Source organism: Margalitia sp. FSL K6-0131 (assembly GCF_038008735.1).
GTDB classification, from domain to species: domain Bacteria; phylum Bacillota; class Bacilli; order Bacillales; family Bacillaceae_C; genus Margalitia; species Margalitia shackletonii.
Genome location: NZ_JBBOZS010000001.1, coordinates 4,082,843 through 4,103,002, shown reverse-complemented (window position 1 = coordinate 4,103,002; position 20,160 = coordinate 4,082,843). Strand labels below are relative to the sequence as shown.

Below are 20,160 nucleotides of genomic sequence, written 5' to 3'. Positions count from 1 at the left end.
AAAATGAGAAAGGCTTATGATGCAAAGGGTGCAGTGACATCCGGACCATATTCACATGCAGTTGAAGCGGGTGGGACAGTGTATTTATCCGGTCAAACTCCAATTAACCCAGCAACAGGAGAAATGATAAAAGGGGATATTGGAGAACAAACGAGACAATGTTTTCGTAATTTATTTGCGGTTTTAGATGCAGCGGAACTGAATCCCGATCATGTAGTGAAAGTAAACGTGTATCTTACTGATATGAAGAATTTTTCTGCAATGAATGAGGTATATGAAACACAGTTTGCTAAACCATTTCCTGCAAGGACTACTGTAGCTGTTTTAGAGCTTCCACTTGGAGCAGAGGTAGAAATTGAGATGATTGCCAAAAGACCTTAGCAAGGAATTAATGTCCAGAAATATTAAATATGATCATAGGAACTAAATTCCACTAAATATTTTCGAGCAATTCGTATATGAATTATTGTGAAGAAAACCCTAGACCGAGCCTAGCGTTTTCTTTTCACAATAAAAATCCCCCATTCATCTAATGAATGGAGGTATATTATTACCAACTAGCCTTCTTCACTCCGGGAATTTGTCCTTTATAGGCAAGTTCACGGAAGCAAATGCGGCAAAGCTTAAATTTTCGTATGACAGAGTGTGGACGCCCGCAGCGTTCACAACGTGTATATTGTCTAACTGGATATTTTTGTTCTCTGCTCTGTTTGATTAATAAGGCTTGTTTTGCCAATATTATTTCCTCCTTTTAATTTTAGTCGGAGGTAGGAGAGTTAAATAATTATACACCTGCTTGTTCTCATTGTATACAGGTAATTTATGGTCAGGATAAGTTATGGATTATTTGCGTATGTAGTAGATCTATCTGATCAGGAAGGCAAGCAATAAATCCCCAGCAAGAAAGTTCTTACTGGGGAATACAGAAACATTAACATTCCTTACTTGAATAATGGAGCGGAGGAGGGACAAGCCATCCTTTTTCCTTGTTAAGTCGGAGTGCTTTTAAGCCTAAAGCAGCTTTCTGGGCATGGAATTGACCGTACATCATAGCAACATCTTCTCTAATGGACTTACCTATAACCTGGCTGAATGCAACCAAACTTGCTGCAATTCCACCTGAAAGCTGTGCTGCAATTTCTGGGTCTTGAATTCTTGCCCCAGCTGGAATATCTTCTAAGCAAGCTTCTGGGCGTTCTGGAGGAGCTGGTGGCAGCGCAACACCGTTTTCTTTTAACATTTCTTCTACTTGTTTTTTCTCCTGTTTGCAAATATCAATAGCTTCTTGTAAAAGTTTCTTTAAATCCTCGTCACCTGTATGATTTAACATCGTCTGATACCCTGCTATTGCACCATTTCCAACTAATAGGGTAGACCATATATCAAAAACTTCACCATAGTGCAGAGGTTCTTCTTTTGGATTGCCACTAAGAATTCCCATTGCCATCCTCCTTACATAAAATATTCTGTTTTTAGTTAAGTACCATAATCATTAGGCACAAATATAGCTTTTCCATTGTAGTTTTTATTAGCATAAATAAATTTTTCCTTTTATGAAAAAAACACAAAGCTATTCCGAATACATTTCTAATACGAAGCAAAAACTAAGGTTATTCCTGTTTTAATGGAAAAAAACTTGTTCCGGATTTCGCTATCTCCCGAAAAATTATTTTGATTTTATTGTAAATGTCTCAGCTTTATGGATAAGCTCGTGTGATTCTCCATCTAATAATGGGGCTGTCTTAAAGTGAATTTCGTTTGGAACGGATGGAAGTTTATCTCCCAAAATTAATCCTATTTCACCATTCCGTAATTCGCCTGGCTGGTAATCGATACGTGAGGCATCGGTTGTCCCCATTAAGGTATCTTCTGAGGAAATAAAGTTTTGGGAAGGAACGTAAAAATAAAAATTGTTCCCAAATACGTTCACCATACTAAAGAATTGTTCTTCGTTTTTATTTTTATTTTTTATTGTGTATGTAATATCTAAATAGCCCACACTTTTATCAATTTTCCATTTGGAACGATCCACAATCTCATTTGCCTCCTGTAAATTATTCGCTTTATATCCTTCATGAAACAGAGATTGAAGAGAGGTTCCAGTATAGGAATAAAGATAATCTTTCGCCTTGTCGGTTAAATCGGTCAATTCTATCCACTTCAATTGTTTTATATATAAGTCCATATTAGAAATGACATAGTGTTTTTGGACGGTGTAAATATTTTTTAATGTAAATGTAGCCCATCCTTTTTGGCGAACTTTTTGTCCTGTATGAACCAATAAGGAGTTGCCATCTTTTGTTGTAACAGGAATAGGTTCTTTCTTCTGAACTGTATGGATAGGATGCTTCTTCTTTTCTATTTGCGGTGTGGACTGTTTTAGTGCAAAAACGAAGCACCCGACGATAAAAAGAAGAAGGATGACAAACATAAATAATATTTTTTTCATTGTTTTTCCTCTTAATCTTTTATCAAATAAAAAACACAACACGAGGGAATTCAGATAGAAAACCCTCGTGTTTCTTATAACTATCATCTGTCTAATAAATGAATTAACAATAATACGATAATCAGATAACCTGTTTTTATTACTTCTGCAAGCATTTTTTCATTCTGCCTTTCACGTAATTTTACATAAAAGAAGTATAGATGCTTTTAAATGATGTCTTTTTCATACTGACTGAAATCCATTTGTTTGGATGATTGATAAGTTTTCAAGTTATCTATTGAATGAGAAAGGAGTGAAAAATCGCCCCAATTGTAATGACCAGGAATAACCATTTTAGCATCAGGATACTTATTCATCAAATTTTGTATCGTATATGGCCACGCTTCCATATTTGCCTCATCGATAATACCTACGTTTCGTTGTTCCAATGCAAAAAACATATCTCCAAATAAAATCTTATATTGAGGCAACCAAACCGTCATATTATCTTTCGTATGTGCCTCACCCGGATAATATGTTTCGACAATCGTTTTTCCAAGTTTCAGGACGGGTTGATTATCCAAGGATGGTTTAGGTGCTGGATAACCGGCAGCTTTTGTCATTTTTGCAACAAGGGATGTGCTTTCAACTGGGATATTAGCCTTCATAAGGGCCCTAATCCCGCCAACTCGGTCAATCTTATGATGGGTAATGATTGCCCCTTTCACTTTTTGGTGGAAATTTTGTTTGATTAATTTTACTAACTCCTTCGCCAATTTATCATTCCAGGTCGCATCGACAAGATAAAGACCTTTGGATGACCGGATAAGCAATCCATTGGCCGGTACCGAATGCCCATCCATTTTTGTATATGTGGTATGTACCCAGACATCATTATTTATTTTCGTTAAATTAACAGAACCATCTTTATTGCTAATGCGTCTTTTATTGGTGCTTCTTATAGCATTTAGAGTTTTTTTACCTTTATTTGCTGCATAAACTTTATACGATATTCCGGAAAATACTAGCGCTCCAACCATCAATATAAAGCTTAATAACAGTAATAAGTCTTTATGATTGAGTACAGTTGTTTGCATGTTCTATTTCCTCCCTTTCCTATGTCATTTTAGAGTGAGAGGCTCCTGTTTTCAATCACATGACGGTAATAAAACAATAACAATTTTGAAATATGGATGTTAGTTGTTCGAAATCACTAACAGTTTGGCGATCATTTGTTTGTTGCATCTTTGCTACGAAATGCGAGATTCGATTACACATGAAAAAATCTAACATTCCTATTACTTCTTAAGAAAAATTTAATAATTATCCTAAGTTTTTTTTAAATGTATAAGGTATTCTAGGTATCTGGTACATCTTAATTTTTTGGAGGAAGTAAAGAATGAAAAAATGGGGTTTTATATTTATTTTGATTATGTGCCTCGTCATTTTTATTATGAAATGGGGACCATTTGATCAAGATAAAAGGGATTCATCTTATCATAATGAATCTATTGAAAAAGGTTCTTCTAATAAGGAAGTTGAAAAAAGTTCTTTTGAACAAATTACTATTACTAAAATACAGGTCTATCGTGGGAATCTATTGTTAGTAAACTCTCAGTATCCTGTTCATAAAGATAGTGTAAAATCAGATATAGTGAAGTTGAATAATCAAAAAGACTTAGTAAATGGATTTGTGCTTAATGGTCCCATTTATTTATCGGAAGGTATCGATCAAAAATTTTCAGAGATGGTCAAAGATGCTGAAAAAGTCGGGGTGAATCACTTTATCATTAATAGTGGTTACCGTGGATTCGATGAGCAGGAATCCCTCTATAAAAGTATGGGATCTGATTATGCTTTACCGGCAGGATATAGTGAACATAATCTCGGCCTTTCTCTTGATGTAGGATCAACGCAGCAAAAGATGGAACAAGCTCCTGAAGGGAAATGGATTCAGGAAAATTCATGGAAATATGGATTTATTTTGCGTTATCCTCCTGATAAAGCAGATATTACAGGTATTCACTATGAACCTTGGCACATCCGTTATGTTGGTCTCCCTCATAGCAAGATTATGTACGAAAAAAACTTTACCCTTGAAGAGTATTTGGCATACATAAAAAAACATAAAGAAATCTCGACATCAGTCGACGGAAAAGAATATACCATATCCTACTATCCTGTTTCTAAGAATATTTCGATTCAAATTCCTAAGAATCACGGCGTAGATATTTCAGGGAACAATGTAGATGGTGTAATTGTGACCATAACAAAATAATGATTGGATATCTTCCTTATAAATTGGTAATACATAGCATTTTAAAAGCTTTCTCCCCAACATATCATAGATTATACTACAATGAGAGTAATATACATTGCTTGTTAGTTTACTAATGCTATAATTAAATACATTTAGATGTATACTATTTTTATAGCTAACTTTTTTGGATAAATTAATTTTCGAGGAGAATACATATGCAAATGCAAGATGTGTATCTTTCAATAAAACGGGGAGAAACAGACGTTGAAAATGATATCATACCACTAAATGATGGTGAAATATTATTAGGTCGCAAATGGGGTGATATCACTCCAGACATCTCTTTTACGAGTCAATATATCTCAAGGAAACATGCCCTAATCGGTGTCGAAAATGAAAAATTTTACATTGTTGATTTAATGAGTAAACACGGAACAAAAATTAATCATATTAGTTTAGAAAAGAATAGGCCTTTCTTTTTGCGTGATGGGGATATTATTAATCTGGCAGAAGGGAATGCCATCCTCGCTTTTCATAATCATTTTGAGAATAATCTTGGAGATACACTTGCATTTCCTTCCATACAAAATGAAAGTTTACATGAGGAGATGGGACTTACGATTAATATTGAGCGAAGAGAGATATTAATTGATGGTGTCCAAATCTATCTTACAAGTAAAGATACCGAATTGTTTCGGGTGTTATATCAAAATAACGGCAGTGCAGTGAGCTATGATGAAATCAAAATAAACGTCTGGCCAGAACGTGTCTCAAATGAAATGGAAATACCCGATGTAGGGCGTGAAGAAATTAATAGCCTTGTATATAGACTGCGCAAAAAATTAGGTAAATATGGGGAATGTATTATTTCTGTTCCGCGTTATGGCTATTTGCTAGATTTGAAAGCTTTGCACTTGTAGACTTTTTCAAAGTGACGGTGTGAATAGCCATGTAAAACAAATAAGGATTGTGTGTTGCGTTTTTTATGACCGAACACGCAATCCTTTTTGATTTGGCTGTGTACCGTACGATTTTCCTTCGTAACTAAGAAAATCAATTTCCTATAAGCCCCATGCTTCTTTTAATAACCGAATTCCTGTATCAATTTCAGATTCTGATAAACCTCCAAAACCCAGTAAGACTCGAGGCAGAACGTTTTCTATAGAATGGTGATAATAGATTGATAACGGATATATTTTTACACCGAAATGTATGGCCTTTTTGATAAGCTCGTTTTCATCCATCCTATTTTTTACTTCCAATACAATATGAAGTCCGGAATTTTCACCGATTACTTGCACATTGTCTCCTAAGTGTTTTTTAATAGATTGCATTAAGGTGGTATGCTTTTTTCGGTAAAGAGTTCTCATTTTATTTAAATGACTTTGCCAATATCCTTCCTTCATAAAATGATAAAGGGTATTCTGATGCAGACGAGATGCTGTTTGCTTATAAATCGTAAAGTGGTCTAAGTATTTCCTCAGCAGTAATGGGGGTAAAACGATATAACTTATACGGATAGAGGGGATCAAAGACTTGGAAAATGTCCCTAAATAGATAACATTCTCGTTATTATCTAACCCTTGTAATGAAGTAATCGGCTTTCCTTTATAGCGATATTCACCGTCATAGTCATCTTCAATGATGTAACCATTCTTTTCCTCAGCCCATTTTAACAATTCTATTCTGCGTGTGATTGGCATTACCATCCCATAAGGGAATTGATGAGATGGAGTCACATAAACAACACTGGCACCACTGTTTTTCAGTTGCATTATATTAATCCCGTCTTCATCAAGCGGTATAGAAATCGTGTTGGCTCCTAAATCCTGTAAAACAGTTCTTGTTCGATGATATCCGGGATTCTCCAGTGCGTATGATTGGTTTTTGCCAATTAGCAAACATAATAATCCTATAAGAACCTGAGTCCCTGCACCAATAATGATTTGATTAGCAGAACACTTAACTCCTCTAGAAGCATAAAGATACTTAGCAATTTGTTCTCGAAGAACTTTTTCTCCCTGCGGATCACCATTATCGAACAACTCTCCTTCCTCTTGAAACAAGGATTGGTGGGTTAATTTTCGCCATGCAGAATAAGGAAAGTGTTCTAAATCGACTTTGCCGGAATTGAAATCAATTTTTGCACTTTCCTCTTCAGGCTCAATGATTGTCTCCATTTTTTGATGATATATATGGTTTGAGATTATATCGTCTTCGATTACCGTAACAAACAGCCCTTTACGAGGCTTGCTTTCTACGTATCCTTCTGCACATAACTGGTCGTAGGCTGACTGAATGGTATTTAAGCTTAAACCTAGATAATTAGATAATTTCCTTTTTGACGGTAATTTCTCTGTTGGTTTTATTCTTCCCGATAAGATTTCTTCTTTTATGTAATCGGCTAATTGTATATACATCGGTTTATCATTCCTATAATCCAAAACGGGTGTTAATTCAATCATTCTTTTCCCTCCAGACAACTGGAACCATTAAATTTAATAAATCTGGCACTTTAGATTATACCAGATTGTGATTAAATATTGGTTAAAGGAAACATGAAGGAGATGAAAGTAATGGAAGGTACTACTATAAAGGAATTGAAAAATCAACAGGAATGGAAAGATGCATTTCAAGTTATGAAACAGCTGCGTACTCATTTAGATGAAGAAAGTTTTCTTCAATTGGTTCAGGAAGCAGTAGAAAAAGAAGGATATAAATTAGCAGCTCTCTATGACTATGATAAAATCGTTGCTGTAACAGGATTTATGCCAATGATTACTTTATATAACGGAAAATTTATTTGGGTGTGCGATTTAGTAACGGATTCAGAAAATCGTTCGAAAGGATATGGAGAAGCACTTTTAAGTTATGTACACCGTTGGGCAAAGGAAAACTCTTACGATATTGTCTCCCTTTCATCAAACTTACAACGGATCGATGCTCATCGTTTTTATGAAGAAAAGATGGACTATGACAAGGTTAGCTATGTATTTTTAAAAAGGCTTTGAATTAAAATCTTTTGTGCATGAAAGAATGATGGGGCTAACTTCCTTTTTAATCGGGGAAATATCCATATGAGAGCAACTAAAATAGTATTTTTAAAAAAGCAGTAATCACTAGAATAACGGGTTTACATTTGAGGTGCAAACATTATAAAACACATAGCAAAACGCACTTGAATTCACAAAGTGATATTTAAAATAAGCGGAGATTTTCCGGTTAGACTGAAGAAAAGAACTCATTTCGAGGTATATAAGCGGAAATTTTCCGATTAAGCAAAGCAAAATTACCCATTTTCACGTTTTTCGAGTCAATAGTCGGAATCTTTCCGTCTATTTATTCTATTTTCAGTCCTATTTCCCAATTAAGAGAAATTTTTCCGCTTATTTATCAAACTCGCTTTCACTTACAGATGCTTTAGCGAAAAAAAGAAAATTTTAAAAAGGGCTTGGAGATATTTGTATCTCTAAGCCTTTTTGATTCAATATACGGTGAAGTGTGATGTAAAATTTATGTGATTTGTGATTTACCGTTTTGCACCTCACAAGTAAACCCGTTATCACTAGTTTCTCCACTATTAATCACTAGACGAACTTGCTGCAGTAGCCGTAGTTGCTGTAATCGCTGCAATACTGGCAGCCTCCTGAGCTTGTAAAATTGCCTGGATATTTACGGCCATTCCAATCGAGAGGATATCATTATTCTCTATGGTGTCTTGAACATACATTTGAATGGCTAACAGGAAACATAAATCTTTATACCAACGTAATGGCTTCTTTTCTTTTAATAGGGAATAGATCATGAAAATATCGGGAATCGCCGTTTCCGGTTTTTTTAATAAGGCTAACACACCTAAAGCCGGATAATGCATTCCTTTTATTTTAATGGAGTGTTTTTTGAATGCTTCGAATAACTGCGCACAATCCTCTGCTAATGCATCTCGATTATTCTCCTGTCCGTAAGTAAGGATATGGGACAGGAACTGCAAATCATTTCCTCTTTTAAAAGTGTGATTTCCTAAAAATTGATAGTAAAATTCAATATCCTCCATCTGTTCCTCAACATTACGATCCGTTTGTGAAAGTAACACGGCAAGTGGATAGTCGTCGTAGGATGTAAGAAAGAAGTGCTGTTTTTTCATAGCTTTATAGATTTCCATTGCGCCTCTTATTTGATCTGTTTTATTACTTTCTTGATGGTGAGACAGTAAAATATATGCTGCAATATAGGTGTTTGGCCCTTTTTTGAAACCATTGTCCGTAAGTTCTTCATAGCAAACCTTTAATTCGTCAAATGCTTGCAATGGGTCGGAAAACTTATTAATAAGAAGTGCTGCTATAGCATAACGCATTTCTTGACGGACATTGGAAAACCATTTCAATCCTTTTTTAATATAATCGGATACTTCAAGAAATTGTTTTGCATTTAATTCATTTTCACTAGTGATAAATTGTGCTGCAATGCTTAGTCTAATCCGTTTATCAATCCCCCAGCTAATAGCGTTTGTAAGAGCATCAAAATCTGAGAGTAGCCTTTCTATTTTTTGTTCCACCATTTCTTGATTCAACGTAATTCCTCCATTTGTGTTAACTACTTGAAAATACGATTTTAATGAATGAAAAGTTTCAAGATCATCTGGTTTTTACAATATTAAATCGATGGAAGAAATGAGGAAGGAATTATTTTACCTAATCACGAACTATTCCTTATAAAATAGGAGCTAACGGAGGAATTAAATGATTTCGATAACACAGAGGACATTTGATCCACTAACTATATATACGGAAAAAATTAAAAAGGAAATGTATGCATCCGGTACAGCCACAGTGATGATGAAGGATAATAAAATAATCTATGAATACTATTCTGGTACTCATCATTTTGAGCCTGGAGCCAGAATGATTGACGAGTCTTCACAATTTAATGTTTACTCCACCAGGGTTACCTACATTGGATTAGCAGTAGCTATAGCCATTAATGAAGGATATTTTAGCCTTGAGGATAAATTAAGTGCCTATTTGGATCAATTTGATAAAGATATTCTGGGGGAAGCAACGATTCGGCATCTTTTAACTAGATGTACAGGAATAAAATTTGGTAAGGATAAGGCAGACAGAGTGTTTGACTTAGGAATGAATATTGAAGGGAAAAGACCGGACTTGTTAGCATATATTCTTAAAAAGACAACTGGAAAAACGGTTGCCGAAATTCTTAATGAGAAAGTATTTACCCCGTTAAAACTGAAAGAAACGGGGTGGATGTCAGAAGGAAAGGATACTTTAGTATGTGATATACATTCTCCGGATAGTTATCCGACGTTAAGATTAGGGGCAAATACAGGGGAAGAGAGAAATTTATTTGTAAGTGCCAGGGAGTTAGCTTTATGGGGGAACCTGCATCTAAATAACGGTTTAATCGAAGGAAAGCAAATTTTACCGAAAGAGGTATTTCAGCTTGCCACGACCATTCAAAGCCCCACTGCTTTACCTAAGCGCTTTCCGAAATTTGGTTTTCTTTGGTGGATAAAAGATCAAAATGTTTCATATGATTATGACGAATTAGGCGAAAAACTGCCAGCAGGCACCTATCAAATTTTCGGTGCTTCAGGCTGTTCCTGTACCGTGATTCCAGCATTAAATGCCGTTGCAGTAAGGATGTACAATAGCTTATACACGGAAGATAGTAATGTTTTTGACTATTTAGGGGACATACGAAAGTTCGGAAGTTTAGTAGTTTCATGTATGGAAGAATATTCAAAGCTACGTAATGGAGTGTGAATAAGATGAGAGACAATGTAAGAAAAGAAATAAAAAGCTGGGGAAAATCACTGCTGATTGCATTAGTGATTGTGTTTGTAATAAGAAGCTTCCTTATTTCTCCATATATTGTAAAAGGAGCATCAATGGAGCCAACACTGCATAATAATGAAAAAGTAATCGTGAACAAATGGAATTTTACAGGAAGGTTTGATAGAGGAGAAATTGTCATTATTAGAGGAAAAGAGAAAAACTATGTTAAAAGAATCATCGGACTTCCTGGTGATAAGATTGTCATCAAAAATGACAGATTGTATATTAATGGGGTTTTTTGCAAGGAGCCTTATCTCTCTGAAAATCGCAAATTGGCCAGACAAATGGGAAGTCGTTTAACAGGCGATTATGGTCCTATTACGGTGCCAAAAAATAAATACTTTGTGATGGGAGATAATAGACTCAGAAGTACGGATAGCCGCAATGGATTAGGTCTTATTCAAAAAGAGAGAATTGTTGGAAAAGGGGAGATTGTTTTTTATCCGGTATCTGATTTTAGAAGTGTTCAATAGTTTTGTTACATGACCGGATGAAATACGGATATTTTGCATAAAGGATGCAGAGGATTGTGCTAATTGTCATGATGACTTAACACAATCCTTTTTTCTTTCGTTTAAATATTGATAAAGTTAGACCCAAAATAGATTATATGAACGACTCATTACAATTATTTTTCAAAAATTTTAAATTTTTTAAAATGAAACCCTTTACATTTTGATTATTCTGATAAATAATATAGTCAAACGTAACCGGTTTCGAAGGAGTAAAGTATATGCTAACAATCTATGATATTGCTAAAAAGGCAGGTGTTTCAGCGGCAACCGTTTCGAAAGTACTAAATGGAAGATCCGATGTGGGGAAAACTACCGCCGAGACTGTTAAACGAATAATTGACGAATTGGGGTACCAGCCTAATTCCATTGCAAGGGGGCTCGCAACAAAGATATCCAAAACAGTAGGTGTCTTTTTTCAAGACCATCTAAACACTGGGTTCCGGCACCATTTTTTGCAAGATATTTTAGCGAGCTTTAAGGATGTGATTGGAGAAAATGGCTATGATCTTGTTTTTTTCGCAAACAATCACCCGGATAACCAGGCTGAAACATTCGAAGCACGTGCAAAAAATCGGAATGTAGATGGATTATTATTGCTTGGCGTTCCGAGGACAGACCCTAATCTTAGCGGAATTGTTCAAAGTGGCATACCATGTATGTCTATTGATTTAGATTTAATAGGTCCCTGTGCAAATTATCTATGCTCAGATAATATTGGCGGAGCAATGATGGCAGTGGATCATTTAGTTGAAATGGGACACAAAAAGATTGCTTTTATATCAGATGTATTTGTCACAAAACCTGGTTCCGATCGGTTAATCGGTTTTAAAAAAGCGATGGAAAAGCATCAACTGCCGATACTGTCCAAATGGATTCTTCCAGGGGATTTCTCTGAGAATGGCGGCTACCTTTCTACTAAACAATTATTAGAAAGCGACCATTTACCTACAGCAATTTTTTGTGCAGGGGACATGATGGCAATTGGTGCAATGGAAGCCATTCGCGAAAAGGGATTCATAGTAGGGAAGGATATTTCATTAATAGGTTTTGATGATATTACTCTTCTAAAATATGTAACTCCAAAATTAACAACAGTAAGGCAAAAGAAAGAAATAATGGGACAATTAGCAGCAAAGGAATTGTTTAAGCTTATGAGTGATTCTAATTACTCGTCTAGTCCGATTACGATTGAAACGGAATTAGTTATTCGTGATACTGTTGCCAATGTAAAAGATGAAAATTAAATTTACAAAAAAATATTAAGGAGGTGGTTTCGTTTTAAAGGAAGGACCCATAAGCACATTCATTGTATCCACCCTTGCTTTTTTAATATCTTCTCCGAAACCGCTTTCGCTATAAAATTATAGGAGGAACGAAAATGAAGATGAAAAGACTGGCATCACTTTTACTTATGAGCTTTTTGGCTCTCACCTTAGTGTTGGCAGGATGTACAGATAAGACTTCTACAAACTCTGGGGGTACAAAAAATACAGGTAACGCTGCTAAGAATCCTAAACCATTGGTTATTGGTTTATCACCAGCCGGCCAGTGGCAAGAAAACTTTAACCCATTTTCAAACACTGCAATGGGTGGAACAAACGGTTTGATTTTCCAGCCTCTTTATTATTTTGACCCTGTCAGTGGGAAGGAAAATCCAATGCTTGCAACAAAATACGAATGGACTAATGACAATAAAACGCTCGTTGCTACCCTTCGTGACAATGTAAAATGGTCAGACGGGGAAGCATTTACCGCTGACGATGTTGTGTTTACGTTTGATTTATTGAAAAAAGATCCAGCTGCTGATTCATCTGGTATTTGGAAAGAAATAACTTCCGTTGAAAAACAAGGGGATAATCAGGTTGCATTTAATTTTGATCAAGCAAATGTTCCTTTTCAATCCTATGTCTTAGGTGTAGATATTGTTCCGCAACATATTTGGAAAGACCTTGGTGATCCTTCCAAAGCGAAAATCACGAAAAATCTCGCAATTGGAACAGGTCCATACTTATTAGATTCGTTTACACCGCAACTATATAAAATGAAGGTAAATCCTAAATTTTACGGAGGCGAATATGAAGTTAAGGAGCTTCATTTCCCAGTATACAGTGGCAACGACAGTGAGCAATTAGCCTTAACGAAAGGGGAACTTGATTGGGCAGGTATTTTTATTCCTGATGCAGATAAGGTTTATGTCTCAACAGATAAGGAGCATAACAAATACTGGTTCCCGCCGAGCAACAACGTTACACTTTATCCAAATTTGACGAATCCTCTATTGAAAGACATCAATGTACGTAAAGCCATCAGTTTAGCGATTGACCGTAAGAAGCTTTCAGAGCAAGCAGCATCCGGTTACGATCCATTATCCAGCACCACGGCACTAATTCTCCCTAGAGACCAGGCTTGGGTCGATCCAAGTATTCCGAAAGATAAATTAGAGTTTGTTTTTGATAAAGATGCAGCCGCGAAAACATTAGAAGACGCAGGTTATAAAAAAGGCAAGGACGGAATTTTTGTTTCACCGGACGGAAAGAAATTGACCTTCACCTTACAAACCGTATCTGGTTGGACGGACTGGACTACCATGGCACAGTTAATTTCCCAAGGATTAAAGGATGTTGGGATTGATGTGAAAGTACAACAGCCTGAGTATGCTTCGTATGCGAAAAATGTTACTGGCGGAAATTATGATTTAGCCATTTCATGGACCAACTCCGGACCAGATCCATATAAGCAATATCAAGATATGTTGAACAGCCATGGAGGCTGGAACCTTGAAAAATGGAATGATCCACAGACAGATGCGGCTTTGAAGAAATTCCAAGGAACTACGGACAAAGCAGTACAGAAAGAAGCGATTAATTATCTTCAAAATGTCATGGTTAATCAAATGCCAACCATTCCATTAGTTAATGGCCCGGTTTGGTATGAATACAGGACCGCAAATTATACAGGTTGGCCAACAGAAGATGATCCATATGCGAACCCTGCCCCATTCAACTGGCCAGCACCTGCTATTACATTATCGAAATTAAAACCGAATACTAAATAAACAATGGCTCTTTTCCGAAATGCTAAGCTACAACCTTTTTTAGGCTCATAATGAATCAACTTGGTAAGAAAAGATGCCCAGAAACAAAGCCTACTTAAACAACGACGAAAAGCAACAAGATAAAATCGGCTTTTGGATTTTAAACAATTATTGCGAAACCGGCTTTAAGGAAAAGGGTCTTTGCCCTTTTCCTCTATTTCACTAATATCAGGGGGGTAAAAATGCGTTACGTTATCAATCGCCTCGGTTTTTTTATCCTGTCATTATGGGCTGCCATTACCATCAATTTTATATTGCCGCGCATGATGCCTGGGAGTCCTGCTGATGCCATGTTTGCAAAGTTCCAGGGCCAACTGACACCCGCCGCATTAGATGCCATGAAAAAAGCATATGGGATTGGACAATCTACTTTATGGCAGCAATACATCGATTATTTGCACGGTCTATTTACATTTAATTGGGGCCTTTCTTTTATGCAATACCCCACACCCGTCAGTGATATGATTCGTGGAAGCTTACCTTGGACCATTGGTCTAGTTGGTATTTCCACCTTGCTGTCCGTCTTTATTGGTACAGCACTGGGAGTGTATATTTCCTGGAAAAGAAGAGGGTTTTTAGATAATACTCTGCCTGTTGTTTCCATGATTTTTCAGGCAATGCCATATTTTTGGGTGGCATTATTATTCGTCTTTATTTTTGGTTTTAAGCTTAACTGGTTTCCGATGGCACATGGGTACGACCCTGCCATCACACCGGGATTCAATGGAACTTTTTTTACCAGTATTTTAAATCATGCATTCTTACCCGCTCTCACGTTACTAATTGGCTCACTTAGCGGGTGGATTATTGGAATGCGCAACAATATGATGTATACGCTTGGAGAAGATTACGTCACTTTTGCAGAGGCAAAAGGAGTAAAGACGTCACGTCTAATGTTTTCTTATGCGGCAAGGAATGCGATTTTACCGCAGCTAACCAGTTTTGCGATTGCAATTGGAAATGTTGTTAGCGGCTCTATCTTAACGGAACAGGTTTTTTCCTATCCAGGGATTGGAAATCAATTAACATCAGCCGTACAATCACAGGATTTTCCAATGATTCAAGCATCATTTCTATTAATTGCCGTCGCTGTACTTGTTGCTAACTTGATCGTGGATTTGTTGTACAGTAGGTTAGATCCGCGGATTCGTACTGGAGGGGAGTAGCGAACATGAAGGCTGAAATCACACCAACTTCGCAAATCAACACAAAACAGCAGAACTATTTACTAATGGTGCTAAGACCGTTGAAGCCTTTTTTTAGTAATGGAAAATCGGCAACTGGATTTATCATCTTTTTAATCTTTCTCATCATAGCTATCTTCGCTCCACTGATAGCACCATATTCACCAAGTGCCGCCATTTATGATCCGAATTTGCCGCCAACCGCTGATCATTGGTTCGGAACGACAAATACCGGTCAAGACATCTATTCGCAATTTATTTTCAGTGCGAGAAATACAATGGTTGTCGGATTTGGAGCCGGTATTCTCTCCACCATTATAGGCCTTATATTTGGGGTAATAGCGGGCTACCGTGGTGGTTTGACAGATGCCATCCTTAGCTTTATTATGAATCTCTTTTTGGTAATGCCGGGTCTTGCTTTACTAATTGTTATCGAGGCATATTTGAAGGCTTCTACTCCTTTTGTAAATGGTTTAATCATTGCATTTACGGGATGGGCATGGGGTGCAAGGGTTTTTCGTTCTCAAACAATGACACTGGCAAGGAGAGATTTCATTTCGGCAGCCAAAATGTCTGGAAAATCATCGCTGAGAATCATGATTACCGAAATCTGCCCCAACATGATGTCCCTTATTGCTGGGAATATTATGTTCGCTACCTTAGGCGCCATTCTTGCTGAAGCTGGCCTAGCATTTTTAGGGCTTGAAGATATTAACTCCACCAGCTGGGGGATTATGCTTTACTGGGCAAGCTCGAATGCAGCATTACTACGAGGTGCATGGTGGTGGTTTGTTCCTCCGGGGGTTGGAATCGCATTGGTGGGACTAAGTTTGGTACTAATGAATTTTGCTATCGATCAAATTACCAACCCTCGTTTAAAGACACAAAAAAGGAGGAAGAATCGTGGAAGAAAAGCAGCCAGTGCTTGAATTGCAAAATGTTTCGGTTGGGTATGATTCTCCAGCAGGGATGGTTCAGGCCGTTAATGATATTAATCTCAAAATCTACGAAAATACGATCGTTGGTTTGATAGGGGAATCCGGATCAGGGAAATCCACATTGGGAAATGCCATTATGCGACTGTTAAAGAATAACGCTGTCTTAACCTCCGGGACGATAAAGGTAATGGGAAAAGATATTTATGGTATGAACAAAAATGAATTACGGAAATTCCGCTGGAGCCAAATGTCGATGGTGTTTCAAAGTGCCATGAATGCTTTGAATCCGGTCTTAACCATTGAGGAGCAAATACTAGATGTTTTTCTAAGTCATGATAAAAGCATGTCCAAAACAGAAGCCAAAAAGAAAGCAATCGAATTAATGGATATTGTCAGTATTGATCCAAGATATTTAAAAAGCTATCCCCATGAGCTTTCAGGAGGGATGAGGCAGAGGGTAGTCATCGCCATTGCCATTGCTCTTGATCCGAAGCTCGTTATTATGGATGAGCCCACTACTGCATTAGATGTCGTAGTGCAACGTTCCATTCTGGATAAGATTAAAGAAATTCAAAGAGTTAAAAAGTATGCCATTTTATTTATCAGTCATGACTTTAGCTTGGTTTCTGAGCTTGCTTCAAGGGTTGCAATTATGTATGCAGGGCGTTTTATTGAAGTGACAGATTCGAAATCGCTAGTTCATTCTGAAAGACATCATCCATATACACAAGGTTTGCTTCGAGCGATTCCTCATCTAACGGAGGATGACGTGACGATAGAGGGCATACCAGGGAATCCGCCGAATTTGGTGGATCTTCCAAGCGGATGTGCTTATCATCCACGTTGTCCGTTTGCTTTTGATTTATGTAAGAAAGAACGTCCGGGAATCCGACATGTGGATGGCAGGGAGATTGAATGCCATCTATATGATACCGTTCAGGGAGGTGTGTAATTCTTGAACGAGCAATCAATTGTTTTAGTGAAAGTCGAAGATCTTGTTATTAAATTCCCGGTTCGCGGGGATCGGAAAAAGAAATACATTACTCCCGTTGATAACGTGAATTTGGAGATAAAAAAAGGCGAAGTGCTTGCTTTAGTAGGTGAGTCAGGCAGTGGTAAAACAACAATCGGCCGTGCGTTAGTCCGATTAGTAAAGCCAACCGAAGGAACTATTACGGTTCATGGTAAAAAGGTGAATGAAATAAGAGGAAAGGATTTAAAAGACTACCGGCAAGTGGCACAAATCATTTTTCAAGATCCATTCGGGTCATTAAATCCTGTAAAAACGATTGAGGGTCATTTGCGGTTTCCGTTAAAAAAGCATCAGGGATATAGGGGGAAAGCATTAGATGAAAAAGTGGCAGATTTGCTCCTTCAAGTTGGTTTAACACCAGTTCAGGAAATACGGAAAAAGCATCCCCATGAATTATCAGGCGGGCAGCGGCAACGTCTTGCGATTGCCCGGGCATTGGCTGTTAATCCGCAATTTATTGTAGCGGATGAGCCTACTTCCATGCTGGATGTATCCATCCGAGCTGGTATTCTGCAGCTTATGAATGATTTAAAGAGAGATTTAGGTTTGTCTTATTTATATATAACGCACGACTTAGCATCTGCACGCTATTTTGGCGACCGCATTATGGTTTTATATGGCGGAAAGGTCATGGAAATTGCAGATTCAAAGGAATTAATTAAAAATCCGTTAAACCCTTATACCAGGTTGCTTTTAGCAGCGACACCCGGCAGTGAGTCTCAAATTGATCTTACAGATATGACAAATGATCCTCCAGATTTATCAGAAGATAGAAGAGGCTGTCCATTTGTTCATCGCTGTCCATTAGCAACCGATGTCTGCAGAGAGACGATGCCAGCATTGGAAGAAGCCGCAGAGAATCATTTTGTTGCCTGCCATCATTTAGATAAAAGGGAGCAATGGAATTAGTGGAACCTGAATTTAAAATTAGTCTACACCATAAGTGTGAATAGGAAGGTGGAGAAAATGGAAATATTTCCTGATACTTTTACATGGGGGACCGCTACGGCTTCCTATCAAATTGAGGGTGGCGCACATGAGGAAGGGCGGGGAGAATCGATTTGGGATCGTTTTGCCCGTCAACCAGGAAAGGTTTACAAGCAGCAAAATGGTGAAATAGCCTGTGATCATTTTCACCGCTATCCGGAAGATGTTGAGTTGATGGCCGATCTCGGAATCAGCTCCTATCGCTTTTCTTTTGCATGGCCGCGGCTTTTTCCAGAGGAAGGCAAGTTTAATTCGGAAGGGCTTGCATTTTATACCCGGTTGCTGGATGAGCTGGATGCTAAGGGAATAACACCTGCTGCCACTATTTATCATTGGGATTTGCCAACATGGCTTCAGGATAAAGGCGGCTGGACCAATCGAGAAACCGTTGACCAATTTGTGACTTATGCGAAGACGCTGTTTGATGCATTTGGAAGCCGAATTCCATCATGGATTACTCATAATGAACCTTGGTGTGCCGCTTTTCTGGGTTATGCATTTGGTGTTCATGCTCCCGGGCATACCGATTGGAATGAAGCCTTGATCGCTTCCCATCATTTACTGTTGTCACATGGGAAAGTGGTGGAGTTATACCGTTCCATGGGATTGGCTGGGGAGATTGGGATTACGCTTAATTTATCACCAACTATTCCAGCTTCGGAAGCTGCAGAAGATGTTGCTGCGGCCGAGCGTTCGGACGGTTTTGCCAACAGATGGTTTCTCGATCCTATTTTTAAAGGAAGATATCCGGAAGACATGGTGACCCTTTATAAAAATAGATTTGGACCACTATCCTTTATGAAAGAAGGTGATCTGGATACCATATCCGCTCCAATCGATTTCCTGGGAATTAACTATTATTCTCACAATATCGTAGAGAATGATGAGAAAAATGATATTTTGGGAGCGGGAGTAATCAGTGAAACAGAAAATGTCACGGATATGGGGTGGGGTATCCATCCGGAATCCTTATACGATTTGTTAACGCGAATTAAGTCAGATTATACGGATATTCCGCTTTATATAACGGAAAATGGGGCGGCGTTTCCTGACGTATGGAAGGATGGAAAAATCGAAGATCACGCCCGTATCAAGTATCTCCATGATCATTTTGCAGCAGCACATCGTTTCATAGAAGAAGGCGGAAATTTACAAGGATACTATGTATGGTCGCTTATGGATAATTATGAGTGGTCCTTTGGCTACTCCAAGCGGTTCGGCATTATTTATGTGGACTATGAAACACTGGAGCGCACACCGAAGGAAAGCTATAAATGGTATCAAAAAGTGATCAAAGAGAATGGGATTGAATAGGGAGAAAAACTTACCATAATTAGTTCTTCACGATGGGGATGTATGACATTGTATGGTTAGGAATTTTAATGAGTGTCCTTCATTAGGGAAATGAAAGCCATGCGAGAGCAAGAAATTACGAAAAGTGTCCTTCATCGAGGATATGAAGGCCATGTGATATCAAGAAATTACGATGAGTGTCCTTCATTGGGTAAATGAAAGCCAAGCGACAGCAAGAAATTATCAATAGTGTCCTTCATCAAGGAAATAAAGGCCAAGTGCCAGCAAGAAATCACGATGAGTGTCCTTCATCAAGGATATGAAGGCCAAGTGACAGCAAGAAATTACGAAAAGTGTCCTTCATAAGGTAAATGAAGGCCAAGTGACAGCAAGAAATTACGAAAAGTGTCCTTCATAAGGTAAATGAAAGCCAAGTGACAACAAGAAATTACGATGAGTGTCCTTCATTGGGTAAATGAAGGCCAAGTGACAGCAAAAAATTACGAAAAGTGTCCATCATCGAGGTTATGAAAGCCAAGTGACAGCATGGAATCACGGACAGTGTCCTTCATCAAG

The 20,160-nt window shown here is 37.7% G+C and carries 19 protein-coding genes; 13 read left to right on the top strand and 6 right to left on the bottom strand.

Annotated features, from left to right (window positions below):
- Nucleotides 1–3: 3 nt before the first annotated feature.
- Nucleotides 4–381, top strand: a complete 378-nt coding sequence (locus tag NSQ59_RS20120) for a RidA family protein (RefSeq protein WP_055741045.1) — start codon at nt 4–6, stop codon at nt 379–381.
- Between the two features lie 169 nt (nt 382–550).
- Here the strand turns inward: NSQ59_RS20120 and NSQ59_RS20115 are convergent, their stop codons facing one another.
- From NSQ59_RS20115 to bla, 4 genes are all read right to left on the bottom strand, one after another.
- On the bottom strand, nt 551–736 hold the full coding sequence (locus tag NSQ59_RS20115) for a type Z 30S ribosomal protein S14 (RefSeq protein ID WP_055741044.1): 186 nt from the start codon (nt 734–736) through the stop codon (nt 551–553).
- Nucleotides 737–931: 195 nt separating this feature from the next.
- On the bottom strand, nt 932–1,441 hold the full coding sequence (locus NSQ59_RS20110) for a DUF3231 family protein (RefSeq protein WP_055741043.1): 510 nt from the start codon (nt 1,439–1,441) through the stop codon (nt 932–934).
- 225 nt (nt 1,442–1,666) lie between these two features.
- Nucleotides 1,667–2,449 (bottom strand): hypothetical protein, encoded by a 783-nt coding sequence (locus NSQ59_RS20105; protein WP_340832483.1) that lies wholly within the window; start codon nt 2,447–2,449, stop codon nt 1,667–1,669.
- Nucleotides 2,450–2,655: 206 nt separating this feature from the next.
- A complete protein-coding gene (gene bla / locus NSQ59_RS20100; protein ID WP_126649153.1) occupies nt 2,656–3,525 on the bottom strand; it encodes a subclass B1 metallo-beta-lactamase in 870 nt (289 codons plus the stop codon).
- 302 nt (nt 3,526–3,827) lie between these two features.
- Here bla and NSQ59_RS20095 point away from each other — a divergent pair, with 302 nt between their 5' ends.
- Together NSQ59_RS20095 and NSQ59_RS20090 are read left to right on the top strand one after the other, a co-directional pair.
- Nucleotides 3,828–4,706: a M15 family metallopeptidase gene (locus NSQ59_RS20095; RefSeq protein ID WP_340832482.1), complete on the top strand. Its 879-nt coding sequence runs from the start codon at nt 3,828–3,830 to the stop codon at nt 4,704–4,706.
- 197 nt (nt 4,707–4,903) lie between these two features.
- Nucleotides 4,904–5,608 carry an FHA domain-containing protein gene (locus NSQ59_RS20090; RefSeq protein ID WP_055741038.1) on the top strand — a complete coding sequence of 235 codons (705 nt, stop codon included), beginning with the start codon at nt 4,904–4,906 and terminating at the stop codon, nt 5,606–5,608.
- A gap of 141 nt (nt 5,609–5,749) precedes the next feature.
- Here the strand turns inward: NSQ59_RS20090 and pdxR are convergent, their stop codons facing one another.
- Nucleotides 5,750–7,153 (bottom strand): MocR-like pyridoxine biosynthesis transcription factor PdxR, encoded by a 1,404-nt coding sequence (gene pdxR, locus NSQ59_RS20085; protein WP_340832481.1) that lies wholly within the window; start codon nt 7,151–7,153, stop codon nt 5,750–5,752.
- Nucleotides 7,154–7,264: 111 nt separating this feature from the next.
- Here pdxR and NSQ59_RS20080 point away from each other — a divergent pair, with 111 nt between their 5' ends.
- Nucleotides 7,265–7,699 (top strand): GNAT family N-acetyltransferase, encoded by a 435-nt coding sequence (locus NSQ59_RS20080; RefSeq protein ID WP_340832480.1) that lies wholly within the window; start codon nt 7,265–7,267, stop codon nt 7,697–7,699.
- 569 nt (nt 7,700–8,268) lie between these two features.
- On the opposite strand, the gene NSQ59_RS20075 is transcribed toward NSQ59_RS20080, so the two are convergent.
- The gene (locus NSQ59_RS20075) at nt 8,269–9,258 is read right to left on the bottom strand and encodes a DUF4003 family protein (RefSeq protein WP_055741035.1); all 990 of its coding nucleotides are present in this window, start codon (nt 9,256–9,258) and stop codon (nt 8,269–8,271) included.
- 169 nt (nt 9,259–9,427) lie between these two features.
- Here NSQ59_RS20075 and NSQ59_RS20070 point away from each other — a divergent pair, with 169 nt between their 5' ends.
- The 9 genes from NSQ59_RS20070 to NSQ59_RS20030 all read left to right on the top strand — a co-directional run bounded on the left by NSQ59_RS20070 (nt 9,428) and on the right by NSQ59_RS20030 (nt 19,605).
- Entirely contained in the window at nt 9,428–10,468 is a 1,041-nt protein-coding gene (locus tag NSQ59_RS20070; protein ID WP_055741034.1) for a serine hydrolase domain-containing protein, read from the top strand.
- Nucleotides 10,469–10,473: 5 nt separating this feature from the next.
- Complete coding sequence (gene lepB, locus NSQ59_RS20065) at nt 10,474–11,013, top strand: signal peptidase I (RefSeq protein WP_055741033.1); 540 nt, start codon at nt 10,474–10,476, stop codon at nt 11,011–11,013.
- A 260-nt stretch (nt 11,014–11,273) separates the two neighbouring features.
- The gene (locus tag NSQ59_RS20060) at nt 11,274–12,299 is read left to right on the top strand and encodes a LacI family DNA-binding transcriptional regulator (RefSeq protein WP_055741032.1); all 1,026 of its coding nucleotides are present in this window, start codon (nt 11,274–11,276) and stop codon (nt 12,297–12,299) included.
- Between the two features lie 134 nt (nt 12,300–12,433).
- Complete coding sequence (locus tag NSQ59_RS20055; RefSeq protein WP_340832479.1) at nt 12,434–14,110, top strand: ABC transporter substrate-binding protein; 1,677 nt, start codon at nt 12,434–12,436, stop codon at nt 14,108–14,110.
- A gap of 221 nt (nt 14,111–14,331) precedes the next feature.
- Nucleotides 14,332–15,315 (top strand): ABC transporter permease, encoded by a 984-nt coding sequence (locus NSQ59_RS20050; protein WP_055741030.1) that lies wholly within the window; start codon nt 14,332–14,334, stop codon nt 15,313–15,315.
- A 5-nt stretch (nt 15,316–15,320) separates the two neighbouring features.
- A complete protein-coding gene (locus NSQ59_RS20045; protein ID WP_183102047.1) occupies nt 15,321–16,262 on the top strand; it encodes an ABC transporter permease subunit in 942 nt (313 codons plus the stop codon).
- The gene (locus tag NSQ59_RS20040; RefSeq protein WP_200915601.1) at nt 16,237–17,223 is read left to right on the top strand and encodes an ABC transporter ATP-binding protein; all 987 of its coding nucleotides are present in this window, start codon (nt 16,237–16,239) and stop codon (nt 17,221–17,223) included. The genes NSQ59_RS20045 and NSQ59_RS20040 overlap by 26 nt, the downstream gene beginning before the upstream one ends.
- A gap of 3 nt (nt 17,224–17,226) precedes the next feature.
- The gene (locus NSQ59_RS20035; RefSeq protein WP_055741028.1) at nt 17,227–18,213 is read left to right on the top strand and encodes an ABC transporter ATP-binding protein; all 987 of its coding nucleotides are present in this window, start codon (nt 17,227–17,229) and stop codon (nt 18,211–18,213) included.
- A 57-nt stretch (nt 18,214–18,270) separates the two neighbouring features.
- Entirely contained in the window at nt 18,271–19,605 is a 1,335-nt protein-coding gene (locus NSQ59_RS20030) for a GH1 family beta-glucosidase (RefSeq protein ID WP_055741027.1), read from the top strand.
- Nucleotides 19,606–20,160 lie beyond the last annotated feature (555 nt).